A 25,164-nucleotide genomic window follows, 5' to 3' on the forward strand; every position below is an offset into this window, starting at 1 on the left:
CTCCCTAAGGGCGTATGCGCAGGCCGCGGGGGGTGGCGTGGAAGCCGGCCGTCTCCAGGGCCCGGGCCAGCGGGGACGTCAGGGCCGCCGTCCCGTTGACCCGCTCGACGGTGACCGTGCCCAGGGCGCCGGCCCGCGCCGAGGCGGCCAGGGCTCCGGCGGCGGCGGTCAGGGCCGGGTCGTCGGGGTCGTCGGGCCAGGACAGCAGGCTCTTGCCGCCGCGCTCCATGTACAGCGTCAGCTCCCCGTCCACCAGGACGACCATCGAGCCGGCCTTGCGGCCCGGCTTGTGGCTCGCGCCGGCCGGCGGCTCGGGCCAGGACAGGGCCGCCCCGTACGCGTTCGCCGGGTCGGCGGCGGCCAGCACCACCGCTCGCGGGCCGTCGCCGGCCTCCGTGCCGCGGTCCCGCGCCGTCGCGGCCGCCCGCAGCCGGTCCACCGCGCCGTCCATCGCGAACTGCGCCGCGCCCAGGCCCTCGACCACATAGCCGCGGCGGGCCTGGCCGCTGTCCTCGAAGGCGGACAGGACGCGGTACGTCGCCGAGAAGCCGCCCTCCACGCCCTCGGCCGCCACCGCCCCCCGCGTGACCACGCCGTGCCGGTCGAGCAGCGTACGGGCCAGGGCGTGGGCGCGGTGCGTCGGATCGGGCTCGGCGGGCGGCAGCAGCGACCAGCGGCCGCTGACCGTCGGCGGGCCCGAGCGCGAGGCCGGGCGGGCCGCCGCCGTCAGGCTGCCGTACCGGCCGCGCGGCACCGTGCGGCGGGCGCGGTGCGCGGTCGAGCCGGCCGTCCGCCCGGAACCGAGCAGCGAACGCAGCGGCGCCAGCGTGTCGTTGGTGAGCCGGCCCGACCAGGCCAGGTCCCACAGGGCGTCGGCCAGCTGCGGATCGGTGGCGTCCGGATGCGTGGTGGCCCGCACCTGGTCGGCGATCTGCCGGAAGAACAGCCCGTAGCCGCCGGCCAGTGCGGTGAGCACCGACTCGTGCAGCCCGGTCAGTTCGAGCGGATGCGCCGGAGGCAGCAGCAGCGGGGCCGCGTCGGCGAGGTACAGCGAGATCCAGCCGTCCTTGCCGGGCAGCGCGCCCGCGCCCGCCCACAGCACCTCGCCGGTGGTGGTGAGTTCGTCCAGCATCCCCGGGTCGTAGTTCATCACCCGGGACGGCAGGATCAGCTTCTCCAGCGCGGACGCCGGGACCGGCGCGCCCTGCAACTGCTCGACCGCGCGGGCCAGTCCGTCGATCCCGCGCAGCCCGCCGCCGCCCAGGTGCTGCCACTGGGGCAGGAAGGTCGCGAGCGCGGCCGGCGGCACCGGCTCCAGCTCGTGCCGCAGCGCCGCCAGCGAGCGGCGGCGCAGCCGGCGCAGCACCGCCGCGTCGCACCACTCCTGGCCGATCCCGGCCGGATGGAACTCGCCCTGGACGACCCGGCCGGCGCCGGCGAGGCGCTGCAGCGCCCCGTCGGTGACGGCCGCCCCCAGGCCGAAGCGGGCCGCCGCCTCGGCCGACGTGAACGGGCCGTGCGTACGGGCGTACCGGGCGAGCAGATCGCCCAGCGGGTCCTTCACCGGCTCCGTGAACGCCTCCGGGACCCCCACCGGGAGCGCCGTGCCCAGCGCGTCCCGCAGCCGGCCCGCGTCCTCGACGGCCGCCCAGTGGTCCGCGCCCGCGATCCGCACCCGGATCGCCCGGCGGGCCCGGGACAGCTCCTCCGCCCAGCCCGGCTCCGCGCCCCGCTCGGCCAGCTCGGCGTCGGTGAGCGGCCCGAGGACCCGCAGCAGGTCGGCGACGCCCTCCACGTCCTTGACGCGGCGGTCGTCCGTGCGCCACTGCAGCTCGCGCTCCAGCTCGGCGAGCACGTCCGCGTCCAGCAGCTCGCGCAGCTCGGCCTGGCCGAGCAGCTCCGCCAGCAGCCGCGAGTCCAGGGACAGGGCCGCGGCCCGCCGCTCGGCCAGCGGCGAGTCCCCCTCGTACAGGAACTGGGCCACGTACCCGAAGAGCAGCGAGCGGGCGAACGGCGAGGGCTCCGGAGTGGTGACCTCGACCAGGCGCACCCTGCGCGACTCCAGATCGCCCATCAGCTCCGTGAGCCCGGGCACGTCGAACACGTCCTGGAGGCATTCGCGCACCGCCTCCAGGACGATCGGGAACGAGCCGAACTCGCTCGCCACCTGCAGCAGTTGGGCCGCCCGCTGGCGCTGCTGCCACAGCGGTGTGCGCTTGCCCGGGTTCCGCTTGGGCAGCAGCAGGGCGCGCGCGGCGCACTCGCGGAACCGGGAGGCGAACAGGGCGGAGCCGCCGACCTGGTCGGTGACGATCTGGGAGACCTCGCCCTTGTCGAACACCACGTCCGCCGCCGCGACGGGGGCCTGCTCGGAGTCGAACGTGGAGTCCAGGTGCACCGGGTCCTGGTCCAGCAGGTCCAGGCCCATCAGATCCGCGTCCGGCAGGCGCAGCACGATCCCGTCGTCGGCGTGCATGACCTGCGCGTCCATGCCGTACCGCTCCGCCAGCCGGGCCCCGAGCGCCAGCGCCCACGGGGCGTGCACCTGCGCGCCGAACGGGGAGTGGATCACCACCCGCCAGTCGCCCAGCTCGTCGCGGAACCGCTCCACCAGGATCGTCCGGTCGTCCGGCACGTGGCCGCAGGCCCGGCGCTGCTCGTCCAGGTACGCGATCACGTTGTCCGCCGCCCAGGCGTCGAGCCCGGCGGCCAGCAGCCGCAGCCGCGCGTCCTCCTCGCCCAGCGAACCGACCTCGCGCAGGAACGCGCCGACCGCACGGCCCAGTTCGAGCGGCCGGCCCAGCTGGTCGCCCTTCCAGAACGGCAGCCGTCCCGGCACCCCGGGCGCGGGCGAGACCAGGACCCGGTCCCGCGTGATGTCCTCGATCCGCCAGGAGGTGGTGCCCAGGGTGAACACGTCCCCGACCCGGGACTCGTACACCATCTCCTCGTCGAGCTCCCCGACCCGGCCCCCGCCCTTCTTCGGGTCCGCCCCGGCGAGGAACACCCCGAACAGGCCGCGGTCCGGGATCGTGCCGCCCGAGGTCACCGCCAGCCGCTGGGCCCCCGGCCGCCCCGTGACCGTCCCCGCGACCCGGTCCCACACCACCCGGGGCCGCAGCTCCGCGAACGCGTCCGACGGATAGCGGCCGGCCAGCATGTCGAGCACCGCCGTGAACGCCGACTCCGGCAGCGAGGCGAACGGCGCGGCCCGCCGGACCAGCGCCAGCAGGTCGTCGACCTGCCAGGAGTCCAGCGCGACCATCGCCACCAGCTGCTGCGCCAGCACGTCCAGCGGATTGGCCGGGACCCGCAGCGACTCGATCGCGCCGGTCCGCATCCGCTCGGTCACCACGGCCGCCTGCACCAGGTCGCCCCGGTACTTCGGGAACACCACGCCCGTGGACACCGCGCCCACCTGGTGGCCCGCCCGGCCCACCCGCTGCAGGCCCGAGGCCACCGACGGCGGCGACTCCACCTGCACGACCAGGTCCACCGCGCCCATGTCGATGCCCAGCTCCAGGCTGGACGTGGCGACCACCGCCGGCAGCCGCCCCGCCTTCAAGTCCTCCTCCACCAGGGCCCGCTGCTCCTTGGACACCGAGCCGTGGTGCGCCCGGGCCAGCAGCGGGGGAGCGCCCTGCGCCGCGCCGGACTGCGCCATGATCTCCGCGGGCGGCGCGCCCTCGGGCAGCGCCTCGCCGACGGCCCGTTCGTACGCGATCTCGTTCAGCCGGTTGCACAGCCGCTCGGCGAGCCGGCGCGAGTTGGCGAAGACGATCGTGGAGCGGTGCGCCTGCACCAGATCGGCGATCCGCTCCTCCACGTGCGGCCAGATCGACGGCTTCTCGCCGCCCTCCCGCTCCTCGGTGGCCGGCGAGCCCCCCAGCTCGCCCAGGTCCTCCACCGGCACGACCACCGACAGGTCGAACTCCTTGCCGGACGCCGGCTGGACGATCTCCACCCGGCGCTGCGGCGACAGATAGCGGGCCACCTCGTCCACCGGCCGGACCGTCGCCGACAGGCCGATGCGGCGGGCCGGGCGCGGCAGCAGCTCGTCGAGCCGCTCCAGGGACAGCGCCAGATGCGCGCCGCGCTTCGTCCCGGCGACCGCGTGCACCTCGTCCAGGATGACCGTCTCGATCCCGGACAGCGCCTCCCGCGTCGCCGAGGTCAGCATCAGGAACAGCGACTCCGGCGTCGTGATCAGGATGTCCGGCGGCCGGGTCGCCAGCGCCCGCCGCTCCGCCGCCGGGGTGTCCCCGGACCGGATCCCGACCCGCACCTCCGGCTCCGGCAGCCCGAGCCGCACCGCCTCCTGCCGGATCCCGGTCAGCGGCGAGCGCAGATTCCGCTCCACGTCCACCGCGAGGGCCTTCAGCGGCGACACGTACAGCACCCGGCAGCGCTTCTTCGACTCCGCCGGCGGCGGTGTGGACGCCAGCCGGTCGAGGGCGGCCAGGAACGCGGCCAGCGTCTTGCCCGAGCCGGTCGGCGCGACGACCAGCACGTCCGAGCCCTCGCCGATCGCCTTCCACGCGCCCTCCTGCGCCGCGGTGGGCGCGTGGAAGGCGCCCGTGAACCATCCACGGGTCGCGGGCGAGAACGAGTCGAGTGCGGAGCCGGCCATGCCCCCCATCCTGCACCCGGCCACTGACAACCGCCCGGAGCTGGGAGAATGGGGTCATGGCGACACCGGAGAGGGCGCGGTACTGGCAGTATCCCGAGCTGCCCGGCGTCGATCTGCTGCACGCGCACTACGTCCGCAAGACGTTCTCCCGCCACACCCACGAGACCTTCGTCTACGCGGCCATCACCGAGGGCGTGGAGGCCTTCCACTACCGCGACGAGCTGGTCCACGCCGGTCCCGGCCAGATCGCCCTCGTCAACCCCGACACCGTGCACACCGGCCACGCGGGCGTCCCGGAGGGCTGGACGTACCGGACGATCTACCCCGACGCCGGGCTCGTCCAGTCGATCGCCGCCGACGTCCTGCCCGTGCGCGGGGCGGTCGGCTTCACCCAGCCCGTCGTGGACGACCCGTACGCCGCCCGGCTCGTCGTCGGCGTGCACCGGGCCGCCGAGGAGGGCAACGCCCTGGCCGCCGACAGCCTGCTGCGGCTGGTCACCGCCCGGATGCTGCGCAGCCACGGCGGCCTCGCGCAGCCGCTCCGGCCGCGCTCCGCGGGCGCCCGCAACGCGGCCCGCGCCCGGGCGCTCCTGGAGGAGCGGATGACCGACCCGCCCACCCTGGAGCAGCTCGCCGCCGAGCTGGGCACCAGCCCCTTCGCGCTGCTGCGCGCCTTCCGCGACGCGTACGGCATGCCGCCGCACACCTGGCTCACCGACGCGCGGGTACGGCGGGCCCGGCGACTCCTGGACGCCGGCACGCCCCCGGCCGAGGCGGCCGTCGCGGTGGGCTTCACCGACCAGCCTCATCTGAACCGGCACTTCGTGCGGAGCGTCGGCGTCCCGCCCGGCGCGTACCAGCGGGAGCGCGGAGCCCTGGGCTGACGGGGCCGGCCCCGGCGCGCAAGAACGTACAAGACCGCAGGCCGGCGGGGCCGTAACGTCCTCGACGTGGCAGAACAGACAGCACCCCCCGTCATACCGGAGCGGACCAAGCCGGACTCCGCGGTCGTCCGCGACGCCCTCGGCGTCGGCATCGCCGTCGGGCTCTCCGGCTTCGCCTTCGGCGTGACCTCGGCCGGCTCCGGACTCACCCTGCTCCAGACCTGCGCGCTCAGCCTCCTGGTGTTCACCGGAGCGTCCCAGTTCGCCCTGGTCGGCGCTCTCGCCGCGGGCGGCAACCCGTTCACCGCGGCCGCCGGGGCCTTCTTCCTCGGCACCCGCAACGCCTTCTACGGGCTGCGGCTCTCCCAGCTCCTGGCTCTGCCGCGCGCCGCGAAGCCCTTCGCCGCGCACTGGGTGATCGACGAGACCACCGCCGTCGCCCTGGCCCAGCCGACCCGGCGCGCGGCCCGCCTCGGGTTCACCGTGACCGGCCTCACCCTGTACGTGCTGTGGAACCTCACCACCCTGCTCGGCGCCCTCGGCGCGGAGGCGATCGGCGACACCGCCGCGTGGGGGCTGGACGCGGCGGGTCCGGCCGTCTTCCTGGCGCTGCTCGCGCCGATGCTGCGCACCACCACCGAACGGGCCACCGCCGGGCTCGCCGTCCTGCTGGGCCTCGGGCTGCTGCCCGTGCTGCCGGCGGGCGTGCCCGTCCTGGTCGCGGCGCTGGCCGCGCCGGCGGTGCTGTGGGCGCAGGGCCGCCGGGCGGCGCACAAGGAGGCGGCACCCGAGGCGGCGCACAAGGAGGCGGCCAAGGAGGCGGCGCACAAGGCGGCGCACCACGAGGAGGACGCGCGATGAACCCCACGACCGTCTGGATCGCGATCGGCCTGACCGTCGCCGGCTGCTACCTGGTCAAGCTCCTCGGCCTGCTCGTCCCGGCGCACACCCTGGAGCGGCCGCTCGTCCGCCGGCTGGCCGCACTGATGCCGGTGGCCCTGCTCGCCGCGCTCACGGCGCAGCAGACCTTCAGCGCGCAGGGCGCGCTGGTGCTCGACGCCCGGGCCGCCGGCGTCGGCGCGGCGGCCGTTGCGCTGCTGCTGCGGGCCCCGTTCCTGGTGGTGGTCGCGGCGGCCGTCGCCGTGACCGCCGGCGTCCGCGCCCTCGGCGGCTGACCGGCCCCGGTCCGGTCAGTCCACCTTCCGGCCGTGCGCCCGCAGGGTGCGCAGCGCCTCGATCGTCACGATCGGACGCCACTCCAGGGCCGAGCCCGGCGCCCACTGGCGCCACAGGATCGGCCAGCCGCCGTCGTCCTGCTGGGCCGCCTCCAGGTGGTCCAGCGAGCGGCTCAGCTCCTCGTCGGTGAACCACTGCCGCGCCAGTGAGTCCGGCACCGGCGCGTAGTCGTGCGGGTAGTGGTGCTCGCCCGGCGCGTAGCCCGGGGCCACCGGGTACGCCTCGGGGCGCTCCGGGTCGAGCACGGCGAGGCGCTGCTCGCGGACCAGCCGGCCCAGCCGGTCGGCCGCCTTCTCGGCGCGCGAGCGGTCCGGGACCCCGTCGAGGAACGCGACCGCGGCCTGTACCTCGTACGGATGGGAGGTACGGAGGTTCTCCACGGCGTCCCAGCAGAAGTCCGTGGCGCGGAACAGCCAGGCGTGCCAGACCTGGTTGCGGTGCAGCAGCCCGACCACCGGGCCGGTGGCGAGCAGGGAGCTCGGCGGGTGGTCGACGACCGGGACGAAGGGGGCGCACGGGTAGCCCCGCTGGGACGGGTGGATCGCGGGCAGCGCCCCGTCGTGGGTGGACACGTCGGTCAGGTACCGGCAGATCCGCTCCACCCGCAGCCCGCCGCAGCGCCCGACGGAGTCCAGGACCCGCAGGGCGTGCGCGGTGTGCAGCGGCTGGCTCACCGGGCCCCGCAGATCGGGTTCGAGGCCGTGGCCGAAGCCGCCGTCCTCGTTGAGGTACGCGTTGAGCGCGGCCTCGACCGGTTCGGCGCCGCCGCGCAGGAAGTGGTAGGCGAACCGGCGCTGTTCGAGCACGCGGGCGGTTAGCCACACGAACTGTTCGGCGCGGGCGAGCGGTGTGGGAGTTCCAGCCATGGTCCGACGTTAGGACCGATCCGCCTCCGGTGAACCCTTTGCGCCGCAGGCTGCACTCTCAGGAGCGGGATACTGGTGGCATGCGGTTGACGATTTTCTGGGAGCGGATGGCCGAGCACTTCGGCGAGGCGTACGCCGACTCCTTCGCGCGGGACCATGTGATGGCGGAGCTGGGCGGCCGTACGGTGCGCGAGGCGCTGGCCGCCGGCTGGGAGACGAAGGACGTCTGGCGGGCGGTCTGCACCGCCATGGACGTCCCCGCCGACAAGCGCTGACCCCGCACGCGGCCCCGGGGGTGGGGACCGGATGTCCGCGCGGTGCGCGAGACTGGCGGGGTGGCCCCGACTGACGAGACCGACCGGAACGAACGGCAGACCCTTCACACCCCCACGGACGCCGAGACGGCCGTGATCGCGCCCGCCTCCGGCGCCGGCGGGAGACCCGCGCCGGAGGACGTCCCCGCCGCCGGCGCGCCCGCGCGGCCGGCCGGCTCCCCGGCGCCGGCGGCGGCCGGCTCGGCGCGGATGCCGCGCTGGCTGCCCCGGGCCATGCTGCTGGCGCTCGCGCTCTACGCCTGCTTCCAGCTCGGCAGCTGGGCCTTCCACCAGCTCGTCGGGCTGCTGATCAACATCCTGATCGCGTTCTTCCTGGCCCTGGCCATAGAGCCGGCCGTCGGCCGGATGGCGGCCCGCGGGATGCGGCGCGGACTGGCGACCTTCCTGGTCTTCCTCACCGTCGCGGTCGTCGGCATCGGCTTCGTCGTGCTGCTCGGCTCGATGCTGGCCGGCCAGATCGTCGAGATGGTCGAGGACTTCCCCCAGTACCTCGACTCGCTGATCCACTGGATCAACCAGACCTTCCACACCGAGCTGTCCCGGGTCGAGGTCCAGGACAGCGTGCTGCGTTCGGACTGGCTCCGGAAGTACGTCCAGAACAGCGCGACCGGGGTCCTCGACGTCTCCGCGACCGTGCTCGGCGGGCTGTTCCGGCTGCTGACGATCTTCCTGTTCTCGTTCTACTTCGCCGCCGACGGGCCGCGGCTGCGGCGCGCGCTGTGCTCCGTGCTGCCGCCGCACCGGCAGGCCGAGGTGCTGCGGGCCTGGGAGATCGCGGTCGACAAGACCGGCGGATATCTCTACTCGCGCGGACTGATGGCGCTGTGCTCCGGTGTCGCGCATTATGTGCTGCTCGAGATCCTGGGCGTGCCGTACGCGCCCGCGCTCGCCGTGTGGGTGGGTCTGGTCTCGCAGTTCATCCCGACCATCGGCACGTATCTGGCCGGGGCCCTGCCCATGCTGATCGCGTTCACGGTGAACCCCTGGTACGCGCTGTGGGTGCTGGCGTTCGTCGTGGTGTACCAGCAGTTCGAGAACTACGTCCTGCAGCCCAAGCTCACGGCCAGGACGGTCGACATCCACCCGGCCGTGGCGTTCGGTTCGGTCGTCGCCGGGACCGCCCTGCTGGGCGCCGTCGGCGCGCTGATCGCGATCCCGGCGGTGGCCACCCTGCAGGCCTTCCTCGGCGCGTACGTGAAGCGGTACGACGTCACGGACGACCCGCGGGTGCACGGCCACCGCAGATACGGCGAGGCGGTCGTGGCCCGGCTCCAGCAGGCGCTGCAGCCGGGCCGCAGGGACCAGAACGCCCCGGCGGGGGACGACGACGCCTGAGCCGCGGGGCCGGGTGCGGCGCCCGGCCCACTCGGGCTTCACAGGTACGAGGGCCGGGTGACCCGGTGCCGGAACGTCCACCAGGTCCACGCCTGCCCGGCGACCAGCAGCGGCGTGAGCACGAGCAGCGCGGGCACCAGGAACGCGAGCGTCGCCCCGTCGGCCGTCGCGCCGGCGGGTGACAGGGCCGTCCCGGCGAGCAGCGTCAGCACCGCCAGCAGCATGGCGGTGAGGGCGAACGAGTGCCAGGAGCCGCTGGTGCGGCCCACGAGCCGGCGGGCCCGCTCGTACGGCGCGCCGGTCAGCCGCAGCGTCGCGAAGCCGAGGCCGTGCGCGCCGAACAGGGCGGCGGTGGCGAGGGCGGTCAGCACGGCGGGCAGCCCGCCGGCGGGCGTGTACGGCGCGCCGGCGAGCGGCCCCGCGAGCAGCCAGCCCCAGGCGAGGACCACCGCCCAGCTGCCGCACACCACCGCCCCGTCGCACAGCGCCCGCCAGCGGCGGCCCGGTCCGCGGCTGCGCGACCACAGGCCGACGTCCCGGACGATCCAGCCGGTCAGCAGGGGGACGAGCACCGGGAACTGGCCGGTCAGCAACTCCCCCTCCAGGTCCGGGAAGCAGCCCACGAGGATGCCGGCCGTGGCGACCAGCCACACCTCGTTGCCGAGGAAGAACGGGGCGAACGAGGCGATGACCAGCCGCCGTTCGCGGTCGCCCCGGCCGAGGTACGGCAGCAGCATCCCCGTGCCGAGGTCCGCGCCGGCCAGCACGAAGTAGCCGGTCGCGAAGAAGGCGAGCAGGACGAGCGCAAGGATCTCCACGAGAGGTCGCTCCTCAGTAGCGTGCGGCGGTCAGGGCGTCGGCGGGGTCCTCGTCCTCGGCGCGCTCGTCGTGGCCGAGGCCGGCCTCGACCGGGCCGCGCCGGGCGTGCCGGACCAGCAGCCAGGCGTTGAGCACGGCGAGCAGCGCGAAGAGCGTGGTGAAGACGATCAGGGAGAGGCGCATCGAGCCGGGGGAGAGGCCGGAGACGGCGTCCTCGGTGCGCAGCAGCCCGTAGACCACCCAGGGCTGCCGGCCGGCCTCCCGGAACACCCAGCCGCTGATCATGGCGAGGTACGGCAGCGGCACCGCGGCCATGAGCAGCACGTGCCAGAGGCGGAAGCGGTAGACGACCTTCCTGAAGCAGGCCAGGACCGCGCCGCCCAGGCTGAGGTACATCATCAGCGCGAAGGCGATCAGCATGGCCAGGCCCGCGCCCCGGGTCCACGCCTCGGAGGGCACGTAGTCGCCGGGACCGAACCGCGCGACCATGTCCGCCTGGATCCGGGCGATCTCTGCCGTCTTCTGACTGAACACGGCCGATTTCATGGGCTGGAAGTCCCGCAGCGCCGCGAACTGCAGCCCGCCCAGGACCGCCGTCACCATCAGCGCGGGCGCCGACAGCCACACCCCGATCCGCAGGCTCCTTCCGAAGAACTCCCACTCGGGCGAGCGCCGGAACAGGTGGTACGCGCTCACCCCGGCCATGAAGAACCCGGCCGTCAGCAGCGCACCGCCCAGGATGTGCCCGAAGGCGAGCAGCGCCGACGGATTGGTCAGCAGCGCGACCGGGTCGTCCAGGACCAGCACGCCGCCCTCCTCCCGGTGCCCCACCGGGTTGTTGAGGAAGCCGTTGGAGACGAGGATCCAGTACGCCGAGAGGTACGCGGTGAGCGTCACCACCCAGATCGTCGCCAGGTGCACCCGCTTGTCGAACCGGTGCCAGCCGAAGATCCACAGGCCGAGGAAGGTCGACTCGACGAAGAACGCGACGATCGTCTCCACCGCCAGCGAGGCGCCGAAGACATTGCCGGCGTAGTGCGTCAGCCCGCTCCAGCTCATCCCGAACTGGAACTCCATCACGATGCCCGTGACGATGCCGACCGCGTAGTTGATCACGTAGAGCCGGCCCCAGAAGCGCACCAGCCGGGCGTCGAGCGTCGAGCCGCCGAACGTGGCCCTGGTCTGGAGGACGGCCACCACCGTCGCCAGCCCCAGGGTGAGGGCGACGAAGAGGAAGTGCCCGCCCGCCGTGAGGGCGAACTGCAGCCGCGCGAGGTCGAGGACGTCGTCATTCACCCGGTCAGCGTCGGTGTACGCCTCATGGCGCCGCGTCGGCCCGGGGTGGTCAGCGGGCGTACCCCGCCGGTTGCGAGCGGGGACGCGGGCGTACCACGGAAGTTGCGGAACGGGATCCCGTACCCCTAGGGGTACGCCGTCGGGTCACGCCCTCTACGGGGGCGCCGTCAGGCGAGCCAGCCCGGCGTGATCATCCCCGACTCGTACGCCAGGATCACCAGCTGCGCCCGGTCCCGCACGTCCAGCTTCGTCATGATCCGGCTGACGTGCGTCTTCGCCGTGGCCGGGGACAGCACGAGCCGCTGCGCGATCTCGTCGTTGGAGAGCCCCGCCCCGACCAGGCCCATCACCTCCCGCTCCCGCTCCGTGAGCGCGTTCAGCCGCGGGCTCGGATCGGGCTGCCGGCTCCGCCCGGCGAACTCCGCGATCAGCCGCCGCGTCACACCGGGCGCGAGCAGCGCGTCGCCGCGCGCCACCACCCGTACGCCGTGCAGCAGTTCCTCCGGCTCGGTGTCCTTCACCAGGAACCCGGACGCGCCGGCGCGCAGCGCCCCGTACACGTAGTCGTCCACGTCGAAGGTGGTCAGGATGACCACCCGGACCCCTTCGAGCCGCTGGTCGGCGGTGATCCGGCGGGTCGCCTCAAGCCCGTCCAGCCCCGGCATCCGGATGTCCATCAGAACGACGTCCGGGCGCAGTTCACGGGCGAGCGCCACGGCCTGCTCGCCGTCCGCGGCCTCGCCGACCACCTCGATGTCGTCCTCGTCGGCCAGGATGGACCGGAAACCCGCCCGGACGAGCGTCTGGTCGTCGGCGAGCACGACGCGGATCATCGAAGGTCCCCCTCGGAAACGGTGAGCGGAAGCCGGGCGTCCACCCGGAAACCGGCGGCGGTGTTCGCGGCGGTCAGCTCGCCGCCGAAGGCACGGGCGCGTTCGGCCATGCCCCGGATGCCGCTGCCCAGCGGCTCGGCCTCCGGCGCGCCCTCGCCGTCGTCCTCGATCCGCAGCCGCAGTTCGCGCGGGCCCCAGTCGAGCGACACCAGCGCGGTCCGGGCCCCGGAGTGCCGGGTGACGTTGGTCAGCGACTCCTGCACGATCCGGTACGCGGCCAGGTCCAGCGGCGGCGGCAGCGGGACGGGCGCGCCCGTCACCTCCGTCCGTACGTCGAGGCCGGCCGCACCGGCACGCGCCACCAGCTCGCCCAGGAGCCCGAGCCCCGACGCGGGCGCCGTCGGCGCGGCCTCGTCGGCCCGGCGCAGCACCCCGAGCGTGGAGCGCAGTTCGCGCAGCGCGTCCTTGCTGGTCGCCCGGACCGCCCGCAACGCCTCCTCGGCGGCGGCCAGCGCGACCTCCGGGTCCGGCCTCTTGCTCAGCCGGTGCAGCACGGCCCCGGACTGCACGTTGATCAGGCTGATGCTGTGCCCGAGCACGTCGTGCACCTCGCGGGCGATCCGCAGCCGTTCCTCCGTCGCGCTCTGCCGGGCCCGCGCCTCCTGCTCGCGCTCGGCGGCCAGCGCGCGCTGCTCCACCTCGTGCAGATAGGCGGTCCGGGTGCGCTGGGCGCGGCCGATCGCGACCAGGCTGATCAGCCAGCCCGCCAGCATCGCCAGCGAGGTGTCGTCGATCTGCCGGTGCCCGGGCCGCTGCCGGATCTCGCCGAGGCCGACGGCGAGCAGCGTGACGGCGGCGAGCGCCACGGCCGCGGCGAAACGGCCCTCCGCGGCCGTGGTGTAGAGCGCGAGGGCGAAGGCGATCATCAGCGGCCCGTCGTAGGCGCTCAGCGGGTAGTAGACCGCGCAGGCCGCCAGGGTCACGACGGCGACCGTGACGGGCGCCCGGCGCCGGAAGCACAGGGCCCCGCAGCCGGCCGCGATCAGCGCCCAGCCGAGCAGGGTGCGGACCGGCGACTCGGTCGTGTGCCGGCTCTGGACCAGCACCCAGACCACCACGACCAGCGCCACGACGAGCGCCACGGCGGCGTCGGCCGCCCGCGGGGACACACGGCCGCCGAGGGCACGGGAGGGGAGGGCCATGCCACGAAGGATAGGCCGGGCGGGCCGGGGCGGCCGGGACATGGGCGAGCGCCGTGGCCCGGCCGGCCACGGCGCTCGTTCCCGGCTGCGGGAGTTATGGGCAGCTGTTGCGGATGTCGCCGGGGTCGGTGGTGCAGGTGTCGAAGCCGAAGCCGCCGTAGGCGGCGTCGTTGGAGGCGACGCCGTCGCGGGTGTCGAGGGTGTCGTTGCCGGCGTCGCCGTTGAGGCGGTCGTTGCCGCTCTGGCCGATCAGGCGGTCGTTGCCGCTGCCGCCGTTGACGAGGTCGTTGCCGGGTCCGGCGTAGACGGTGTCGCTGCCGCCGCCGGCGTTGACGGTGTCGCTGCCGCTGAGGGCGCAGATGACGTCGTTGCCGGCGGTGCCGTTGATCGTCTCGAAGGAGCTGGTGCCGACGATCGTGCAGCCCCGGGCGTTGTTGACGGTGGTGGCGAAGACCCTGCTGTCGTTGGCGGTGTTGGGGTCGTCCTGGTCGACCGCGCCGATCGCCGCGCCGTCCCACAGGGTGCCGGTGGCGCGGGGCTCGACCCGCAGCGTGAAGCTCGCGGACGCGCCCGGCGCGATGGTGCCCAGCGGGCAGGTGGCGGTGGTCGCGGTCAGCGTGCACGCGCCGCCCTGGCTCGGCGTGGCCGAGATCATGGTGCCCGAGCCGCCGGTGATGCTGTCGGACACCGACACACCCGTCGCCGTGGTCGTCGTGCTCGTGTTCGTCACCGTGATCGTGTACACGGCCTGGTCACCGAGACTGACCGTCGTCGAACCGGTCTTGTTCACCGACAGATCCACGGTGGGCGGCGGGGTCGGGTCGCCGCTGACCAGGTAGCGGGCCACGGCGTGGTTGTCGCTGCCGTTGCCGGACGCGACGATCTTCCCGTCGGCCTGCAGCGCCACGGCCTGGCCCTCGTCCCAGAAGGTCTCGAAGTCCGTGGTCACCCGGCCGTCGCCGCCGAACGTCGTGTCCAGGGCGCCGTTCACCTCGTAGCGGGCGAGCGCGAAGTCGGCGTTGGCGGCGCCGACCACCACGAGCTTGCCGTCCTCCTGCACGGCCAGGTCCCGGCCCGCCGCGCCGTTCCCGCCGAAGCTCGTGGTCACCAGTCCGTCGCCGTCGAAGGACGGGTCCAGGGTGCCGTTCCCGTCGTAGCGGGCGAGGGCGAACTGCGAGCCGATGCCGCTGCCGTGGGACCCCGCGAGCACGATGTCGAAACCCTGCAGCCCGACGCTCTCGGCGCCGGTGCCGAAGGCGGTGGTGACCACGCCGTCGTTGCCGAAGGTGCCGTCCGGGCCGCCGGACGGTTCGTAGAAGCGGACGGCCGCGAAGCCGGTCGGGCCGGTGGCGGCGCCGACGATCGTCTCGCCGCCGTAGATCTTCAGGTCGTTGACCGACGAGATGCCCGGGAACACGGTCTTGCCGGTGCTGTCCAGGCCCCAGCCGGCTTCCAGGTCGCCGGCGGCGGTGAAGTTGGCCACCACACCGCTGCCGCCCTGGTTCCCGCCGACGATGATCTTGTCGTCGGTGCCCATCACGACCGCGCCCGCACTGGTCGGGGTGGTGCCGCCCAGAGTCGAGAGGACCATGCCGTCGCCGCTGAACGTGGTGTCCAGGGACCCGTCCGCGTTGTAGCGGGCGACCGCGAGCTGACGCGCACCGGTCTCGAGGGAGTCGCTGTGACCGACGGCGACGATCCTGCCGCCGCTCGCCAGGGTCAGCGCCCGGCCCTCCTCGTGGCCGCCGAAGTCGGTGAAGAGGATGCCGTCGCCGCCGCCGAAGGTGGTGTCCAGGCTGCCGTCGGTGTTGTAGCGCACCAGGACGAAGTCGTGCGGGCCCTCGAAGTCGGCGCCGTTGCCCAGCGTGACGATCTTGCCGTCGGGCTGGATGACGACGTCCTGGCTGTACTCCTGGTTGGCGACGTCCGTGACGACCTTGCCGTCCCCGCTGAAGCTCGGGTCCAGGTCGCCGGGCGCCGCCGCCGCGGTGCCGGGCAGCGCGAGGACCAGGGACAGGGCGAGGCCACCGGTGGCGAGGGCGGCCGCGGCGCGGTGACCGCCGCCCGCCCCTCGCCGTACGAGACCCGGGGCGCGCCCGCGACGGGGATGGAATCTGGCCATGTGCTCACTCTCCGCATCGGGCCGCACGAAGTCGGCCACTGTCAGTGACGGAAGCACAGCTTGGGCGGCCGCCGGGGGCGCGGGGCGCGCGGCTCGCAGCACTGGACCCTGTGGGTGAGGAGATCCCACTCAGGCGAGTGAGCGGGGCTCCGGACGGTTCACGAGCCGCTCGGCCAGATAGGCGAGGATCTCGTCGCGGGCCCGCACCGTCGGGTGGCCGTCCCGGTCGACGAGGTGCGCCGTGACGACGCTGTGGGCGCAGCCGACGACGTCCCGGAAGAAGGGCGGCGGGCTCGGGTTCGCCGACTCGGCCGGCAGCACCCGGCCGTCGAACGCGTCCCCGAGCAGCGCCCGGTAGGCCGCGAACCGCCGGCCGGTGCACCATCTGTCGTTCTCGAAGCGGTACGCCAGCACTTTCAGGCCGTCCCGCGCCACCCGCTCGGCCACGGCGGCGGCGTCCTCCGCGCCGAGCTCCAGCCCGCCGGGGTCGTCGAGCGGCAGCGACGGGTGGTTGACCACCGGCGCGATCACGGCCGGTTCGAGGGTCATGGACAGGGCGAAGTTCCCCGTGAAGCACAGCCCCACCGCGCCGACACCGGGACCGCCGCACTCCTCGTGGGCCAGGCGGGCGAGCCCGCGGAGCCAGGAGACGACCGGGCTGGTGCCGCCGCCCGCGAACGCCCGGAACTCGGCGCTGACACAGGCCCGCCGGGCGATCGCCTCGCCCGCCTCGGCGAGCGGGTGGGCGCCGTCGACGCCGAAGAGGGAGGGCACGTACACGGTGAGCCCCGCCTCGCGCATCCACCGCGCGAACCGCGCCACGTCGGGGCTGATGCCCGGCATCTCCGGCATCAGGACCACCGCGGGCCCCGAGCCGGTCACGTACACGGTCCTGCCGGTCCCGTCGACGGTGACGGTGCGCCGAGCGAAGTCGTCCAGGGGATCGTCCAAGGGGTGGCCGCGGCCTGCTGGTGTGTCGGTCATGCCGGGAGCATGGCGAGCGGTGGGCGCCCACCGGAAGCGGCGAGATCGCCAGGTACGGGGGTGATCCCGCCAGGGGCGCGGGTAGGATCGCCGCCCGTGAACCCGCTGCGCGTCGGTGTCCTGGCCTATCCCGGCTGCTTCGCCTCGGAGGTGTACGGGGTCCCCGACCTGCTGGCCATGGCGGCCCACGTCGCCGCGGCGCGGGGACAGGCCGCGCCGGCCCACGAGGTGACGGTCCTCTCGCCCCGGCGACGGGTGACCGCGGCCGGTGGACCGGTCCTCGACGTCTCGGCGCTGCGCCCGGTGGACGTCCTGATCGTGCCGGGCTTCGCGTGCGCGCCCGCGGCCGACCTCGACGCGACGCTCGCGCGGCTCGGCCCCGAGGTGGCGGCGGTGCGCGCCGCGGCAGCCTCGGGCACAGCCGTCGTCTCGATCTGCGTGGGCGCCTTCCTGCCGGCCGAAGCGGGGCTGCTCGACGGGCGGGAGGCGACCACGTCCTGGCTCTTCGCGGACCGGTTCGCCCGCCGGTACCCGGGCGTGCGGCTCCGGGCGGAACGCCTGGTCGTGACCGACCGGGGGGTGACGACCACGGCGGCCTTCAGCGCCATGTACGACTTCGCGCTCGGGTTCATCGGCGAGCACCACGGCCCCGCGGTCGCCCGCAGCACCGCGCGGATCGCGCTCGTCGACGACGCGCGCACCAGCCAGGCGCCGTACGTGGACCCGGCGCTCGTTCCGGCGGCGGGCGAGGAGTTCTCGTCGGCCGTCAAGCGGTGGCTCGACCTGAACCTCGCCGCGCGCTACGACCTGTCCGCCCTCGCCCGGGCGTTCCACGTCAGCACGCGGACCATGCTCCGCCGCTTCGGCGAGGAGACCGGCGAGACGCCGCTCGCGTATCTGCAGTCGGCCCGGGTGCGCCGGGCGCGGCACCTCCTGGAGACCACCGACCGGACCGTGGCGAGCGTCGCCGCCGAGGTCGGCTACGGCGACGCCGGGTCCTTCAGCGGCGTCTTCGTCAGGCACACCGGGGAGCGGCCGAGGGACTACCGGGCCCGGTTCAGGCGTCGCGCGTGGCGCGCTTGACACCAAAATCGAACATCCATTCTCATGGGTTTTCCACAGGTCGGAGAGACGCCGGGGCCCGTTGTCAGTGGCAGGGGTTAGCGTCTTTCCCATGAAGCGATCGACTCAAGCAACCCGGGTGGAACCCATGGCAGGAACCGACCGCGAGAAGGCTCTCGAAGCCGCGCTCGCACAGATTGAACGGCAATTCGGCAAGGGTGCCGTGATGCGCATGGGCGACCGCACCCAGGAGCCGATCGAGGTCATTTCGACCGGATCCACCGCGCTCGACGTCGCCCTGGGCGTCGGCGGTCTGCCGCGCGGCCGCGTGGTGGAGATCTACGGCCCGGAGTCCTCCGGCAAGACGACCCTGACCCTGCACGCCGTGGCGAACGCGCAGAAGGCCGGCGGCCAGGTCGCCTTCGTGGACGCCGAGCACGCCCTCGACCCCGAGTACGCGCGCAAGCTCGGCGTGGACATCGACAACCTCATCCTGTCCCAGCCGGACAACGGCGAGCAGGCGCTCGAGATCGTCGACATGCTCGTCCGCTCCGGCGCCCTCGACCTCATCGTCATCGACTCCGTCGCCGCGCTCGTGCCCAAGGCGGAGATCGAGGGCGAGATGGGCGACTCGCACGTCGGTCTGCAGGCGCGACTGATGAGCCAGGCGCTCCGGAAGATCACCAGCGCCCTCAACCAGTCCAAGACCACCGCGATCTTCATCAACCAGCTCCGCGAGAAGATCGGCGTGATGTTCGGCTCGCCGGAGACCACGACCGGTGGCCGGGCCCTGAAGTTCTACGCGTCGGTGCGCATCGACATCCGCCGCATCGAGACCCTGAAGGACGGCACGGAGGCGGTCGGCAACCGCACCCGCTGCAAGGTCGTCAAGAACAAGGTCGCGCCGCCCTTCAAGCAGGCCGAGTTCGACATCCTCTACGGCCAGGGCATCAGCCGCGAGGGCGGTCTGATCGACATGGGCGTGGAGCACGGCTTCGTCCGCAAGGCCGGCGCCTGGTACACCTACGAGGGCGACCAGCTCGGCCAGGGCAAGGAGAACGCGCGCAACTTCCTGAAGGACAACCCCGACCTCGCCAACGAGATCGAGAAGAAGATCAAGGAGAAGCTGGGCGTCGGCGTCCGCCCGGAGGCCCCCGCGGCCGAGCCGGCGGCCACCGAGGCCGGTGCGGCGCCCGCCGCGGGCGCGGACGAGGCGGCCAAGTCCGTCCCGGCCCCGGCGGTGAAGGCCGCCAAGGCGACCAAGGCCACGGCGGCCAAGAGCTGACGCGGTGACCGGTCGTACCGAATGGCCGGGTGACAGCCCCGACTCGTCGAGGGCCGAGAAGGAGCTGTCGCCCCAGGATCCGGCTGAGCGGGCGCGGGCGATCTGCCTGCGCCTGCTCACCGGGACCCCCCGTACCCGCAAGCAGCTCGCCGACGCCCTGCGCAAGCGCGAGATCCCTGACGAGGTCGCCGAGGAGGTCCTCTCCCGCTTCGAGGACGTGGGGCTGATCGACGACGCCGCGTTCGCGGGCGCCTGGGTGGAGTCCCGGCACCACGGCCGCGGCCTGGCCCGCCGCGCCCTCGCCCGAGAGCTCCGCACCAAGGGCGTCGACGCGGCGCTGATCGACGAGGCGGTCGGGCAGCTCGACTCCGAGCAGGAGGAGGCCACCGCGCGCGAGCTCGTCGCCCGCAAGCTCCGCGCCACCCGCGGCCTCGACCGGGACCGCAGGCTGCGCCGTCTCGCCGGAATGCTGGCCCGCAAGGGCTACCCCGAGGGCCTCGCGCTCCGCGTGGTCCGCCAGGCCCTGGAGGCCGAGGGCGAGGACACCGAGGACCTGGACGAACCGTACGCGTAGCGGAGACGGACGGCACGGGTCCCGGGCCTCGGCCCGTCGGCCCCCGGGTCTCAGCCCGTCGTCGGCCGCGGGGGCAGGACGGGGAGGCCGGCGGCCTTCCATGCCTGGAAGCCGCCGATCAGGTCGGTGGCGCGGTGGAGCCCGAGGCGCTGCAGGGACTCCGCCGCCAGGGACGAGGCATACCCCTCGTTGCAGAGCACCACGACGTGCACGTCGTGGTCCACCGCCTCCGGGAGACGGTGGCTGCCCAGCGGATCGAGCCGCCACTCCAGCTCGTTGCGCTCGACGACCAGCGCCCCCGGCACCAGCCCGTCGCGGTCCCGCAGCGCCGCGTACCGGATGTCGACCAGCAGCGCGTCACCCTCCTCGTACGCCGCGAAGGCGTCCCGCGGCGCGATCCGGTCCAGCCCGGCCCGCACCCGCTCCAGCAGCTCGTCGATCCCCGTCACCGCCGTCACTGCCAGTCCTCCGGCCGCTCGACCTGCTCCAGACGCAGCACCGCGCCCGTCCGGCTGAAACGCCGCAGCAACGGCAGCGGCGGATGGTACGCGTGCACCGACACCGCGTGCTCCGTTTGCGAGGCGTTGAACACCTCGTGCACATGGTGCCGGCCGAAGGCCCGGCCCTGCCCCGCCGTCAACTCCCGTTCCCGGTCCACCCCGTCGGCCAGTTCCAGGGTCTTCCAGCCGCTCGCCGGCAAACGCGCCGCGAGCGCGTTCTCGCGCAGCGTGCCGCGCGCGGTGGCGAACGCCCCCTGCGACTCGGCGTGGTCGTGCCAGCCGGTGCCCGTCCCGGGCGGCCAGCCGATCAGCCAGGCCTCGCTGCCTCCGGGCCCGTCCAGCCGCACCCAGGTACGGCCCTCCGGATCGAGGGGCAGCGAGTCGATCAGTGCGGAGTCCGCGGCGGCGCGGCGGACGAAGTCGAGCAGTTCGGAGGCGGACACACCCGCGGACGCGGAGGCAGGCGGGGACGCGGAGGCAGGCGGGGACACGGAGGCGCGCGCGGACACGGAGGCACGCGAGGAGTACGACACGGAGAACCGTCCTGGAGTTCGCGGGGGACGCGCGCGCCGGGCCACGGCCGACGGCCGGGCGCACGGGCGCGCACGTGAGGGAAGGGGCGAATTCAGCAGGAACGGCGACACACGCAGCCGGCGTAACGGACGAGGTCCATATGGACCCTCCGCCACAGGCGCACATCGGTGTCGGTCATGAGCCGGAGTACACCACGCGCGCCCGCGACGGTCAATTGACGTCCGCCGTACGGGCGTCGCCCTGCCGGGCCCCCGCTCGCGCGGCCGGCTCCGACTCCGCGGGGCCGCCGCCCCGCGCCGCGTCCGCCGCCGCGTGCAGCCCCTCGGGCCGCACGCCGGAGAACGCCGCCACAAGATGCCCGTCCGGCCGCACCAGCAGCACGGTGTGCGCGGCCGCCCTCGGGTACGCCTCCGTCACCAGCAGCTCCGCCCGCGCCGGCAGCGCGTCCACCGCCGCCGCCAGCTGCGGCATCACCCCGGCCGACTGCCAGTGCCGCCGGTCCCACACCGCCGTGCCCGGCGCGACCAGCAGCACGAGCAGCCGCCCGCGCCCGAGCCGGTCCCGCAGCCGTACCGTCGTGCCGTCCGGCGCGGTCACCCGGACGTCGTCCACCGGTGCCCCGTCGGCCGTGCCGACCCCGATCCGCCCCTCCGCGACCTCCCGCGGCGCGAGCGGGGAGTGCGGGTACGCGGGGGGAGCGCCGAGCGGGCCGCGCCCCAGGTGGCCGTCCGTCAGCAGACTGTCGTGCCCGCGCGCGCTGCCCGGCAGGTACGTACGCAGCCCCCCGCCGCCCCGCAGCACGGACAGCGCCTGGTCCGCGGCCCGCAGCCGGGACGCCACCGCCGCCCGCCGCTCGCTCTGGTAGCTGTCGAGCAGCGTCTCGGAACACCCGTGATGCCAGGCCAGCGCCAGCTTCCAGGCCAGGTTGTCCACGTCCCGCAGCCCCTCGTCCACCCCCTGCGTGCCGGCCGCGCCGAGGAGATGGGCCGCGTCGCCCGCGAGGAACACCCGGTCCACCCGCCAGCGTCGGGCCAGCCGGTGGTGCAGGGTGTGCACCCCGGTGTCGAGCAGCTCGTACAGCGGGGTGGAGTCGTCGCACCAGCCGGACAGCGTGTCCCGGACCCGCGACACCAGGGTCTCCGGGGTGACCAGCTCGCCGCGCGGCGGCAGCAGCCAGTCGATCCGCCACACCCCGTCCGGCAGCGGACGGGCGGTGATCTCCTCGCCGCTGCCCCGCCACGGTGGCTGACGGTGCAACAGGGCCTCGCCGTGCCAGGGAAGTTCGGTGCGCAGCGCGGCCACCGCGTACCGCTCCACCGCCGTGCGCCCCGGGAACCGGATGCCGAGCAGCTTGCGCACGGTCGAGCGGGCGCCGTCGCAGCCCACCAGATGGCTGCCGCGCCACCAGGTCGCCCCCGGCCCCCGGGTGTGCGCGACCACTCCGCCGCCGTCCTGCTCGATCCCGTCGAGCCGGGCCCGCGGGACCAGTTGGACCAGCTCCTGCCGCGCGATCGCGGCGCGCAGCCCGCGCGCCAGGGCGTGCTGGGGGAGGTGCAGCGGGGCGAGCCGGCCGCCGTCCCCGGTGAGCTCGATCCGCCGCATCTGCTGCTTGCGTCGCAGGGAACGCCAGCCGGCCCACCTGACCCCTTCGTCACGCAGGGTGGCGCAGCCGAGCCGTTCCACCAGCGCGGCCATGTCCGGGCGCAGCACCACCGTCCGGGCCGGACGGGACTCCTCCGCGCCGTCGCCCTCGTCCAGGACGACGCTCGGCACGCCCTGGGCGGCCAGGGAAAGGGAGAGCGCAAGGCCCACGGGCCCTGCGCCGACGATGATCACCGGGTCCACGGCGCTACTCCAGAAGCCCGTACGGTCAGGCGGAATGCACGAAGGCGAGTGGCGCGAGCCCGGTGTCTGGTCACAGAACGTATGCAACCCAGTGCGGAAGCATGCGTCAAGCGACGGGGGCAGCGGCGCGATCGCCACTGCCCCCGGATGATGTCACATGGTGTCAGTTCCCGGGTCCGCCGCCCCCGTCGGCGGAACCGTCGGCACCGGTGATCAGGATTCCCGTGCCGCCCGCGTTCGCCGCGCCGTCGGCGGTGGGCGGCTCGGCGCCCGCCACCTTGATCCCGGTCTTCGCCTTCCGGCCCCGCTTCTCGATCCACGTGGCCAGCGCCGACAGCGCCAGGCACAGCGCGATGTAGATGGCGCCGAAGACCACGATCACGGAGACGTACGGGTACTGGCCGTTGACCTGCGTGTTGGAGGCGATCAGCCGCGCCGAGTAGAGCAGCTCGGGGTAGAGGATGATGAAGCCGAGCGAGGTGTCCTTGAGGGTCACCACGAGCTGGCTGATGATCGTCGGCAGCATCGCCCTGACCGCCTGCGGCATCAGGACGTAGGTCATCACCTGGGTCTTGCTCATGCCGAGCGCGTACGCCGCCTCGCGCTGCCCCTTGGGCACGGAGTTGATGCCGGCGCGCAGCACCTCGGCCTGGACGCAGCCGTTGTAGATCGACAGGCCGAGCGCCAGCGCCCACATCGAGTAGTCGGTGAGGAAGGCGACCCACACCGCGTAGATCGTGATGAGCAGCGGGATCGAGCGGAACAGCTCGATGAAGCCGGTGGAGAGCCAGCTGATCGGCCGGTGGTCGGAGAGCCGGCCGACGGCCAGCAGCACCCCGAGCACCAGCGAGCCGACCGCGGCGATGGCGAACGCCTTCAGGGTCGCGAGCAGCGCGTCGGCGATGTTCTGCCGGATGCCCGCGTAGTTGAAGATGTCCCACATCGCATAGTCGAGGTGGCCCTTCTCCTCCAGCCTCATGATGCTGACGACGATCAGCCCCACGATGGCGAGGGAGCCGATCACGCCGAAGACGCGGTTGCGGACGCGGGCCTTGGGCCCCGGGGCGTCGTAGAGAACGCTGGCGCTCATCGGGCGACCTCCAGGCGGCGCTCCAGCAGGCGGAAGACGCCGCTGATGGTGAAGGTGATGACCAGGTAGGCCGCTGCCACCCAGAGGAAGATCGGGGCGATCGCGTAGCCCTGCTCGCTCATCAGCGTCTGCCAGCCGAAGAGTTCGGTGACGCTGAAGGCGCCCGCGATGGCGGAGTTCTTGGTGAGCGCGATGAGGATCGAGCTCAGCGGCGGCAGCACGGTCCGGGTGGCCTGCGGCAGCACGATCAGACGCAGGGTCTGCGAGAACGTCATGCCCAGGGAGCGGGCGGCCTCGGCCTGGCCGAGCGGCACCGTGTTGATGCCGGAGCGGACCGCCTCGCAGACGAAGGCGGAGGTGTAGAAGCCCAGCGCGAGCGAGCCGAGCACGAAGGCGCTCATGCCGGGGAAGAGGATCTCGGGGACGATGAACATCGCCACGAGGAACAGGAGCGTCAGCGGGGTGTTGCGCAGGAGCGTCACCCACGCGGTGCCGAACCAGCGCAGCGGCGGGACGGGCGAGACGCGGAAACCGGCGACGACGATGCCGAGGACCAGTGCGATCACCGTGCTGACTGCGGTGATCGACACGGTTCCTATGAACCCGTCGCGGAACTCCGCGAAATGGTCGAGCAGTACGTTCATGAGGACTCCGTGTCGGCGGTCAGCGGCCTACGGGGAAGGCGTACGGGCAGGGGGAGGGGCGCCCCGTACGGTCGTGCGTACGGGGCGCTCTCACAGGACGGTGATCGGCGCTCGGGGCGAGCGGTCCCCGGTCACCGCGCGGTGATCAGTAGCGGACGATCGCCGGCGGCTCGACGAAGGCGGAGCCGGACAGGCCCAGGGTCGCCTCGTAGATCTTCTTGTACGTGCCGTCCTTGATGTGGTTCTCCAGCGAGGTGTTGATCGCGTCGCGGAGCGCCTTGTCGTCCTTGTTCATGCCGATGCCGTAGGGCTCCTCGGTGAACGGCTTGCCGACGACCTTGAGCTTGCCGGCGTTGGCGGCCGCGTAGCCCTTGAGGATCGAGTCGTCGGTGGTGACGGCGTCGACCTGCTTGGTCAGCAGCTGCTGCACGCAGTCCGAGTACTTCGCCAGCTCGGTGGTCTGGGCGCCGTACTGCGGCTTCTTGATCTCCTGCAGCGGGGTGGAGCCCGTGATGGAGCAGACCTTCTTGCCCTTCAGGGTCTCCGGGCCGGTGATCGCGGTCTCGTCCTTGCGGACCAGGAGGTCGGCGCCGGCCTTGTAGTACGGGCCCGCGAAGCCGACCTGCGCCTTGCGCTTGTCGTTGATCGTGTAGGTGCCGACGTAGTAGTCGACCTGGCCCGTGGAGATCGCGGTCTCACGGAGCTTGGAGTCGACCGTCTTCCACTCGATCTGGTCCTCGGAGAAGCCCAGGTCGGCGGCGACCATCTTGGCGATCTCGATGTCGAAGCCGGAGCGCTTCTTGGTGGCCTGGTCCTCGAAGCCGAGGTACGGCTGGTCGGCCTTCGAGCCGATGATCAGCTTGCCGCGCTTCTGGGCCTCCTTGAGGACCTTCGAGTCGATCTTCACGTCCTTGGCGACGGTGTAGGTCGGAAGCTGCGGGGCGCCCGACTCGCCCGGCTTGACGTTCGTCGGCTTGTCGCCGGCCGAACCCTCCTTGCCACCACAGGCGGTCGCGGTCAGCGCGAGCACAGCAACGGCGGCCACGGCCGCGGTCTTGCGGAGCTTCATGGTGAACATCCCTTGTGTC

Annotated in this window: 23 protein-coding genes; 8 read left to right on the forward strand and 15 right to left on the reverse strand. The window is 73.7% G+C overall.

The window, feature by feature from the left end; translation table 11 throughout:
* Nucleotides 1-4 precede the first annotated feature (4 nt).
* On the reverse strand, nt 5-4,630 hold the full coding sequence (locus tag ACNJ93_RS23965; protein WP_418959485.1) for an ATP-dependent helicase: 4,626 nt from the start codon (nt 4,628-4,630) through the stop codon (nt 5-7).
* A gap of 56 nt (nt 4,631-4,686) precedes the next feature.
* Here ACNJ93_RS23965 and ACNJ93_RS23970 point away from each other — a divergent pair, with 56 nt between their 5' ends.
* The 3 genes from ACNJ93_RS23970 to ACNJ93_RS23980 all read left to right on the forward strand — a co-directional run bounded on the left by ACNJ93_RS23970 (nt 4,687) and on the right by ACNJ93_RS23980 (nt 6,689).
* Nucleotides 4,687-5,514 (forward strand): AraC family transcriptional regulator, encoded by an 828-nt coding sequence (locus tag ACNJ93_RS23970; protein WP_418959486.1) that lies wholly within the window; start codon nt 4,687-4,689, stop codon nt 5,512-5,514.
* 66 nt (nt 5,515-5,580) lie between these two features.
* The gene (locus tag ACNJ93_RS23975) at nt 5,581-6,375 is read left to right on the forward strand and encodes an AzlC family ABC transporter permease (protein ID WP_418959487.1); all 795 of its coding nucleotides are present in this window, start codon (nt 5,581-5,583) and stop codon (nt 6,373-6,375) included.
* Entirely contained in the window at nt 6,372-6,689 is a 318-nt protein-coding gene (locus ACNJ93_RS23980) for an AzlD domain-containing protein (protein ID WP_418959488.1), read from the forward strand. The genes ACNJ93_RS23975 and ACNJ93_RS23980 overlap by 4 nt, the downstream gene beginning before the upstream one ends.
* Nucleotides 6,690-6,704: 15 nt before the next feature.
* Here ACNJ93_RS23980 and ACNJ93_RS23985 read toward each other — a convergent pair whose 3' ends face one another.
* Nucleotides 6,705-7,616 carry a hypothetical protein gene (locus tag ACNJ93_RS23985; protein ID WP_418959489.1) on the reverse strand — a complete coding sequence of 304 codons (912 nt, stop codon included), beginning with the start codon at nt 7,614-7,616 and terminating at the stop codon, nt 6,705-6,707.
* 80 nt (nt 7,617-7,696) lie between these two features.
* Between ACNJ93_RS23985 and ACNJ93_RS23990 the strand changes: the two genes are divergently transcribed.
* Nucleotides 7,697-7,891, forward strand: a complete 195-nt coding sequence (locus ACNJ93_RS23990; protein ID WP_418959490.1) for a DUF3046 domain-containing protein — start codon at nt 7,697-7,699, stop codon at nt 7,889-7,891.
* A 135-nt stretch (nt 7,892-8,026) separates the two neighbouring features.
* Complete coding sequence (locus ACNJ93_RS23995; RefSeq protein WP_418961507.1) at nt 8,027-9,286, forward strand: AI-2E family transporter; 1,260 nt, start codon at nt 8,027-8,029, stop codon at nt 9,284-9,286.
* Nucleotides 9,287-9,324: 38 nt separating this feature from the next.
* Here the strand turns inward: ACNJ93_RS23995 and ACNJ93_RS24000 are convergent, their stop codons facing one another.
* The 6 genes from ACNJ93_RS24000 to ACNJ93_RS24025 all read right to left on the reverse strand — a co-directional run bounded on the left by ACNJ93_RS24000 (nt 9,325) and on the right by ACNJ93_RS24025 (nt 16,542).
* The gene (locus tag ACNJ93_RS24000) at nt 9,325-10,104 is read right to left on the reverse strand and encodes a cytochrome d ubiquinol oxidase subunit II (RefSeq protein WP_418959491.1); all 780 of its coding nucleotides are present in this window, start codon (nt 10,102-10,104) and stop codon (nt 9,325-9,327) included.
* A 13-nt stretch (nt 10,105-10,117) separates the two neighbouring features.
* Nucleotides 10,118-11,401, reverse strand: coding sequence for a cytochrome ubiquinol oxidase subunit I (locus ACNJ93_RS24005; RefSeq protein ID WP_418959492.1), 1,284 nt, complete (start codon nt 11,399-11,401; stop codon nt 10,118-10,120).
* A gap of 167 nt (nt 11,402-11,568) precedes the next feature.
* Nucleotides 11,569-12,234 carry a response regulator gene (locus ACNJ93_RS24010; RefSeq protein WP_418959493.1) on the reverse strand — a complete coding sequence of 222 codons (666 nt, stop codon included), beginning with the start codon at nt 12,232-12,234 and terminating at the stop codon, nt 11,569-11,571.
* Nucleotides 12,231-13,436 carry a sensor histidine kinase gene (locus ACNJ93_RS24015; protein WP_418959494.1) on the reverse strand — a complete coding sequence of 402 codons (1,206 nt, stop codon included), beginning with the start codon at nt 13,434-13,436 and terminating at the stop codon, nt 12,231-12,233. Before ACNJ93_RS24015 ends, ACNJ93_RS24010 begins: the two co-directional genes overlap by 4 nt.
* 94 nt (nt 13,437-13,530) lie before the next feature.
* Nucleotides 13,531-15,558: a calcium-binding protein gene (locus ACNJ93_RS24020; protein WP_418959495.1), complete on the reverse strand. Its 2,028-nt coding sequence runs from the start codon at nt 15,556-15,558 to the stop codon at nt 13,531-13,533.
* Nucleotides 15,559-15,687: 129 nt separating this feature from the next.
* Nucleotides 15,688-16,542 carry a dienelactone hydrolase family protein gene (locus ACNJ93_RS24025; RefSeq protein ID WP_418959496.1) on the reverse strand — a complete coding sequence of 285 codons (855 nt, stop codon included), beginning with the start codon at nt 16,540-16,542 and terminating at the stop codon, nt 15,688-15,690.
* A gap of 96 nt (nt 16,543-16,638) precedes the next feature.
* Here ACNJ93_RS24025 and ACNJ93_RS24030 point away from each other — a divergent pair, with 96 nt between their 5' ends.
* From ACNJ93_RS24030 to recX, 3 genes are all read left to right on the forward strand, one after another.
* The gene (locus ACNJ93_RS24030; protein WP_418959497.1) at nt 16,639-17,625 is read left to right on the forward strand and encodes a GlxA family transcriptional regulator; all 987 of its coding nucleotides are present in this window, start codon (nt 16,639-16,641) and stop codon (nt 17,623-17,625) included.
* A 127-nt stretch (nt 17,626-17,752) separates the two neighbouring features.
* Nucleotides 17,753-18,889 carry a recombinase RecA gene (gene recA / locus ACNJ93_RS24035; RefSeq protein WP_418959498.1) on the forward strand — a complete coding sequence of 379 codons (1,137 nt, stop codon included), beginning with the start codon at nt 17,753-17,755 and terminating at the stop codon, nt 18,887-18,889.
* A gap of 4 nt (nt 18,890-18,893) precedes the next feature.
* Nucleotides 18,894-19,463, forward strand: a complete 570-nt coding sequence (recX, locus tag ACNJ93_RS24040; RefSeq protein WP_418959499.1) for a recombination regulator RecX — start codon at nt 18,894-18,896, stop codon at nt 19,461-19,463.
* Nucleotides 19,464-19,513: 50 nt separating this feature from the next.
* Here recX and ACNJ93_RS24045 read toward each other — a convergent pair whose 3' ends face one another.
* From ACNJ93_RS24045 to ACNJ93_RS24075, 7 genes are all read right to left on the reverse strand, one after another.
* Nucleotides 19,514-19,921, reverse strand: a complete 408-nt coding sequence (locus ACNJ93_RS24045) for a rhodanese-like domain-containing protein (RefSeq protein WP_418959500.1) — start codon at nt 19,919-19,921, stop codon at nt 19,514-19,516.
* On the reverse strand, nt 19,918-20,454 hold the full coding sequence (locus tag ACNJ93_RS24050; protein WP_418961508.1) for a cysteine dioxygenase: 537 nt from the start codon (nt 20,452-20,454) through the stop codon (nt 19,918-19,920). The genes ACNJ93_RS24045 and ACNJ93_RS24050 overlap by 4 nt, the downstream gene beginning before the upstream one ends.
* Before the next feature lie 134 nt (nt 20,455-20,588).
* The gene (locus tag ACNJ93_RS24055; RefSeq protein WP_418961509.1) at nt 20,589-20,675 is read right to left on the reverse strand and encodes a putative leader peptide; all 87 of its coding nucleotides are present in this window, start codon (nt 20,673-20,675) and stop codon (nt 20,589-20,591) included.
* Nucleotides 20,676-20,707: 32 nt separating this feature from the next.
* Nucleotides 20,708-22,342: an FAD-dependent monooxygenase gene (locus ACNJ93_RS24060; protein ID WP_418959501.1), complete on the reverse strand. Its 1,635-nt coding sequence runs from the start codon at nt 22,340-22,342 to the stop codon at nt 20,708-20,710.
* Between the two features lie 163 nt (nt 22,343-22,505).
* Nucleotides 22,506-23,432: an amino acid ABC transporter permease gene (locus tag ACNJ93_RS24065; RefSeq protein WP_418959502.1), complete on the reverse strand. Its 927-nt coding sequence runs from the start codon at nt 23,430-23,432 to the stop codon at nt 22,506-22,508.
* Nucleotides 23,429-24,076, reverse strand: a complete 648-nt coding sequence (locus ACNJ93_RS24070) for an amino acid ABC transporter permease (protein WP_418959503.1) — start codon at nt 24,074-24,076, stop codon at nt 23,429-23,431. Before ACNJ93_RS24070 ends, ACNJ93_RS24065 begins: the two co-directional genes overlap by 4 nt.
* Before the next feature lie 145 nt (nt 24,077-24,221).
* The gene (locus tag ACNJ93_RS24075; RefSeq protein ID WP_418959504.1) at nt 24,222-25,145 is read right to left on the reverse strand and encodes a glutamate ABC transporter substrate-binding protein; all 924 of its coding nucleotides are present in this window, start codon (nt 25,143-25,145) and stop codon (nt 24,222-24,224) included.
* Nucleotides 25,146-25,164: the final 19 nt, after the last annotated feature.

It is taken from the genome of Streptomyces tritici (genome assembly GCF_048500665.1).
GTDB classification, from domain to species: Bacteria; Actinomycetota; Actinomycetes; order Streptomycetales; family Streptomycetaceae; genus Streptomyces; species Streptomyces tritici.

Coding starts and splice junctions, on each gene's coding strand:
- ACNJ93_RS23980 (WP_418959488.1), top strand. CDS start 6,372: ATGAACCCCACGACCGTCTGGATCGCGATCGGCCTGACCGTCGCCGGC.
- ACNJ93_RS23985 (WP_418959489.1), bottom strand. CDS start 7,616: ATGGCTGGAACTCCCACACCGCTCGCCCGCGCCGAACAGTTCGTGTGG.
- ACNJ93_RS24075 (WP_418959504.1), bottom strand. CDS start 25,145: ATGAAGCTCCGCAAGACCGCGGCCGTGGCCGCCGTTGCTGTGCTCGCG.
- recA (WP_418959498.1), top strand. CDS start 17,753: ATGGCAGGAACCGACCGCGAGAAGGCTCTCGAAGCCGCGCTCGCACAG.
- ACNJ93_RS24070 (WP_418959503.1), bottom strand. CDS start 24,076: ATGAACGTACTGCTCGACCATTTCGCGGAGTTCCGCGACGGGTTCATA.
- ACNJ93_RS23965 (WP_418959485.1), bottom strand. CDS start 4,630: ATGGCCGGCTCCGCACTCGACTCGTTCTCGCCCGCGACCCGTGGATGG.
- ACNJ93_RS23970 (WP_418959486.1), top strand. CDS start 4,687: ATGGCGACACCGGAGAGGGCGCGGTACTGGCAGTATCCCGAGCTGCCC.
- ACNJ93_RS24015 (WP_418959494.1), bottom strand. CDS start 13,436: ATGGCCCTCCCCTCCCGTGCCCTCGGCGGCCGTGTGTCCCCGCGGGCG.
- ACNJ93_RS23990 (WP_418959490.1), top strand. CDS start 7,697: ATGCGGTTGACGATTTTCTGGGAGCGGATGGCCGAGCACTTCGGCGAG.
- ACNJ93_RS24055 (WP_418961509.1), bottom strand. CDS start 20,675: ATGACCGACACCGATGTGCGCCTGTGGCGGAGGGTCCATATGGACCTC.
- ACNJ93_RS24020 (WP_418959495.1), bottom strand. CDS start 15,558: ATGGCCAGATTCCATCCCCGTCGCGGGCGCGCCCCGGGTCTCGTACGG.
- ACNJ93_RS24065 (WP_418959502.1), bottom strand. CDS start 23,432: ATGAGCGCCAGCGTTCTCTACGACGCCCCGGGGCCCAAGGCCCGCGTC.
- ACNJ93_RS24010 (WP_418959493.1), bottom strand. CDS start 12,234: ATGATCCGCGTCGTGCTCGCCGACGACCAGACGCTCGTCCGGGCGGGT.
- ACNJ93_RS24025 (WP_418959496.1), bottom strand. CDS start 16,542: ATGACCGACACACCAGCAGGCCGCGGCCACCCCTTGGACGATCCCCTG.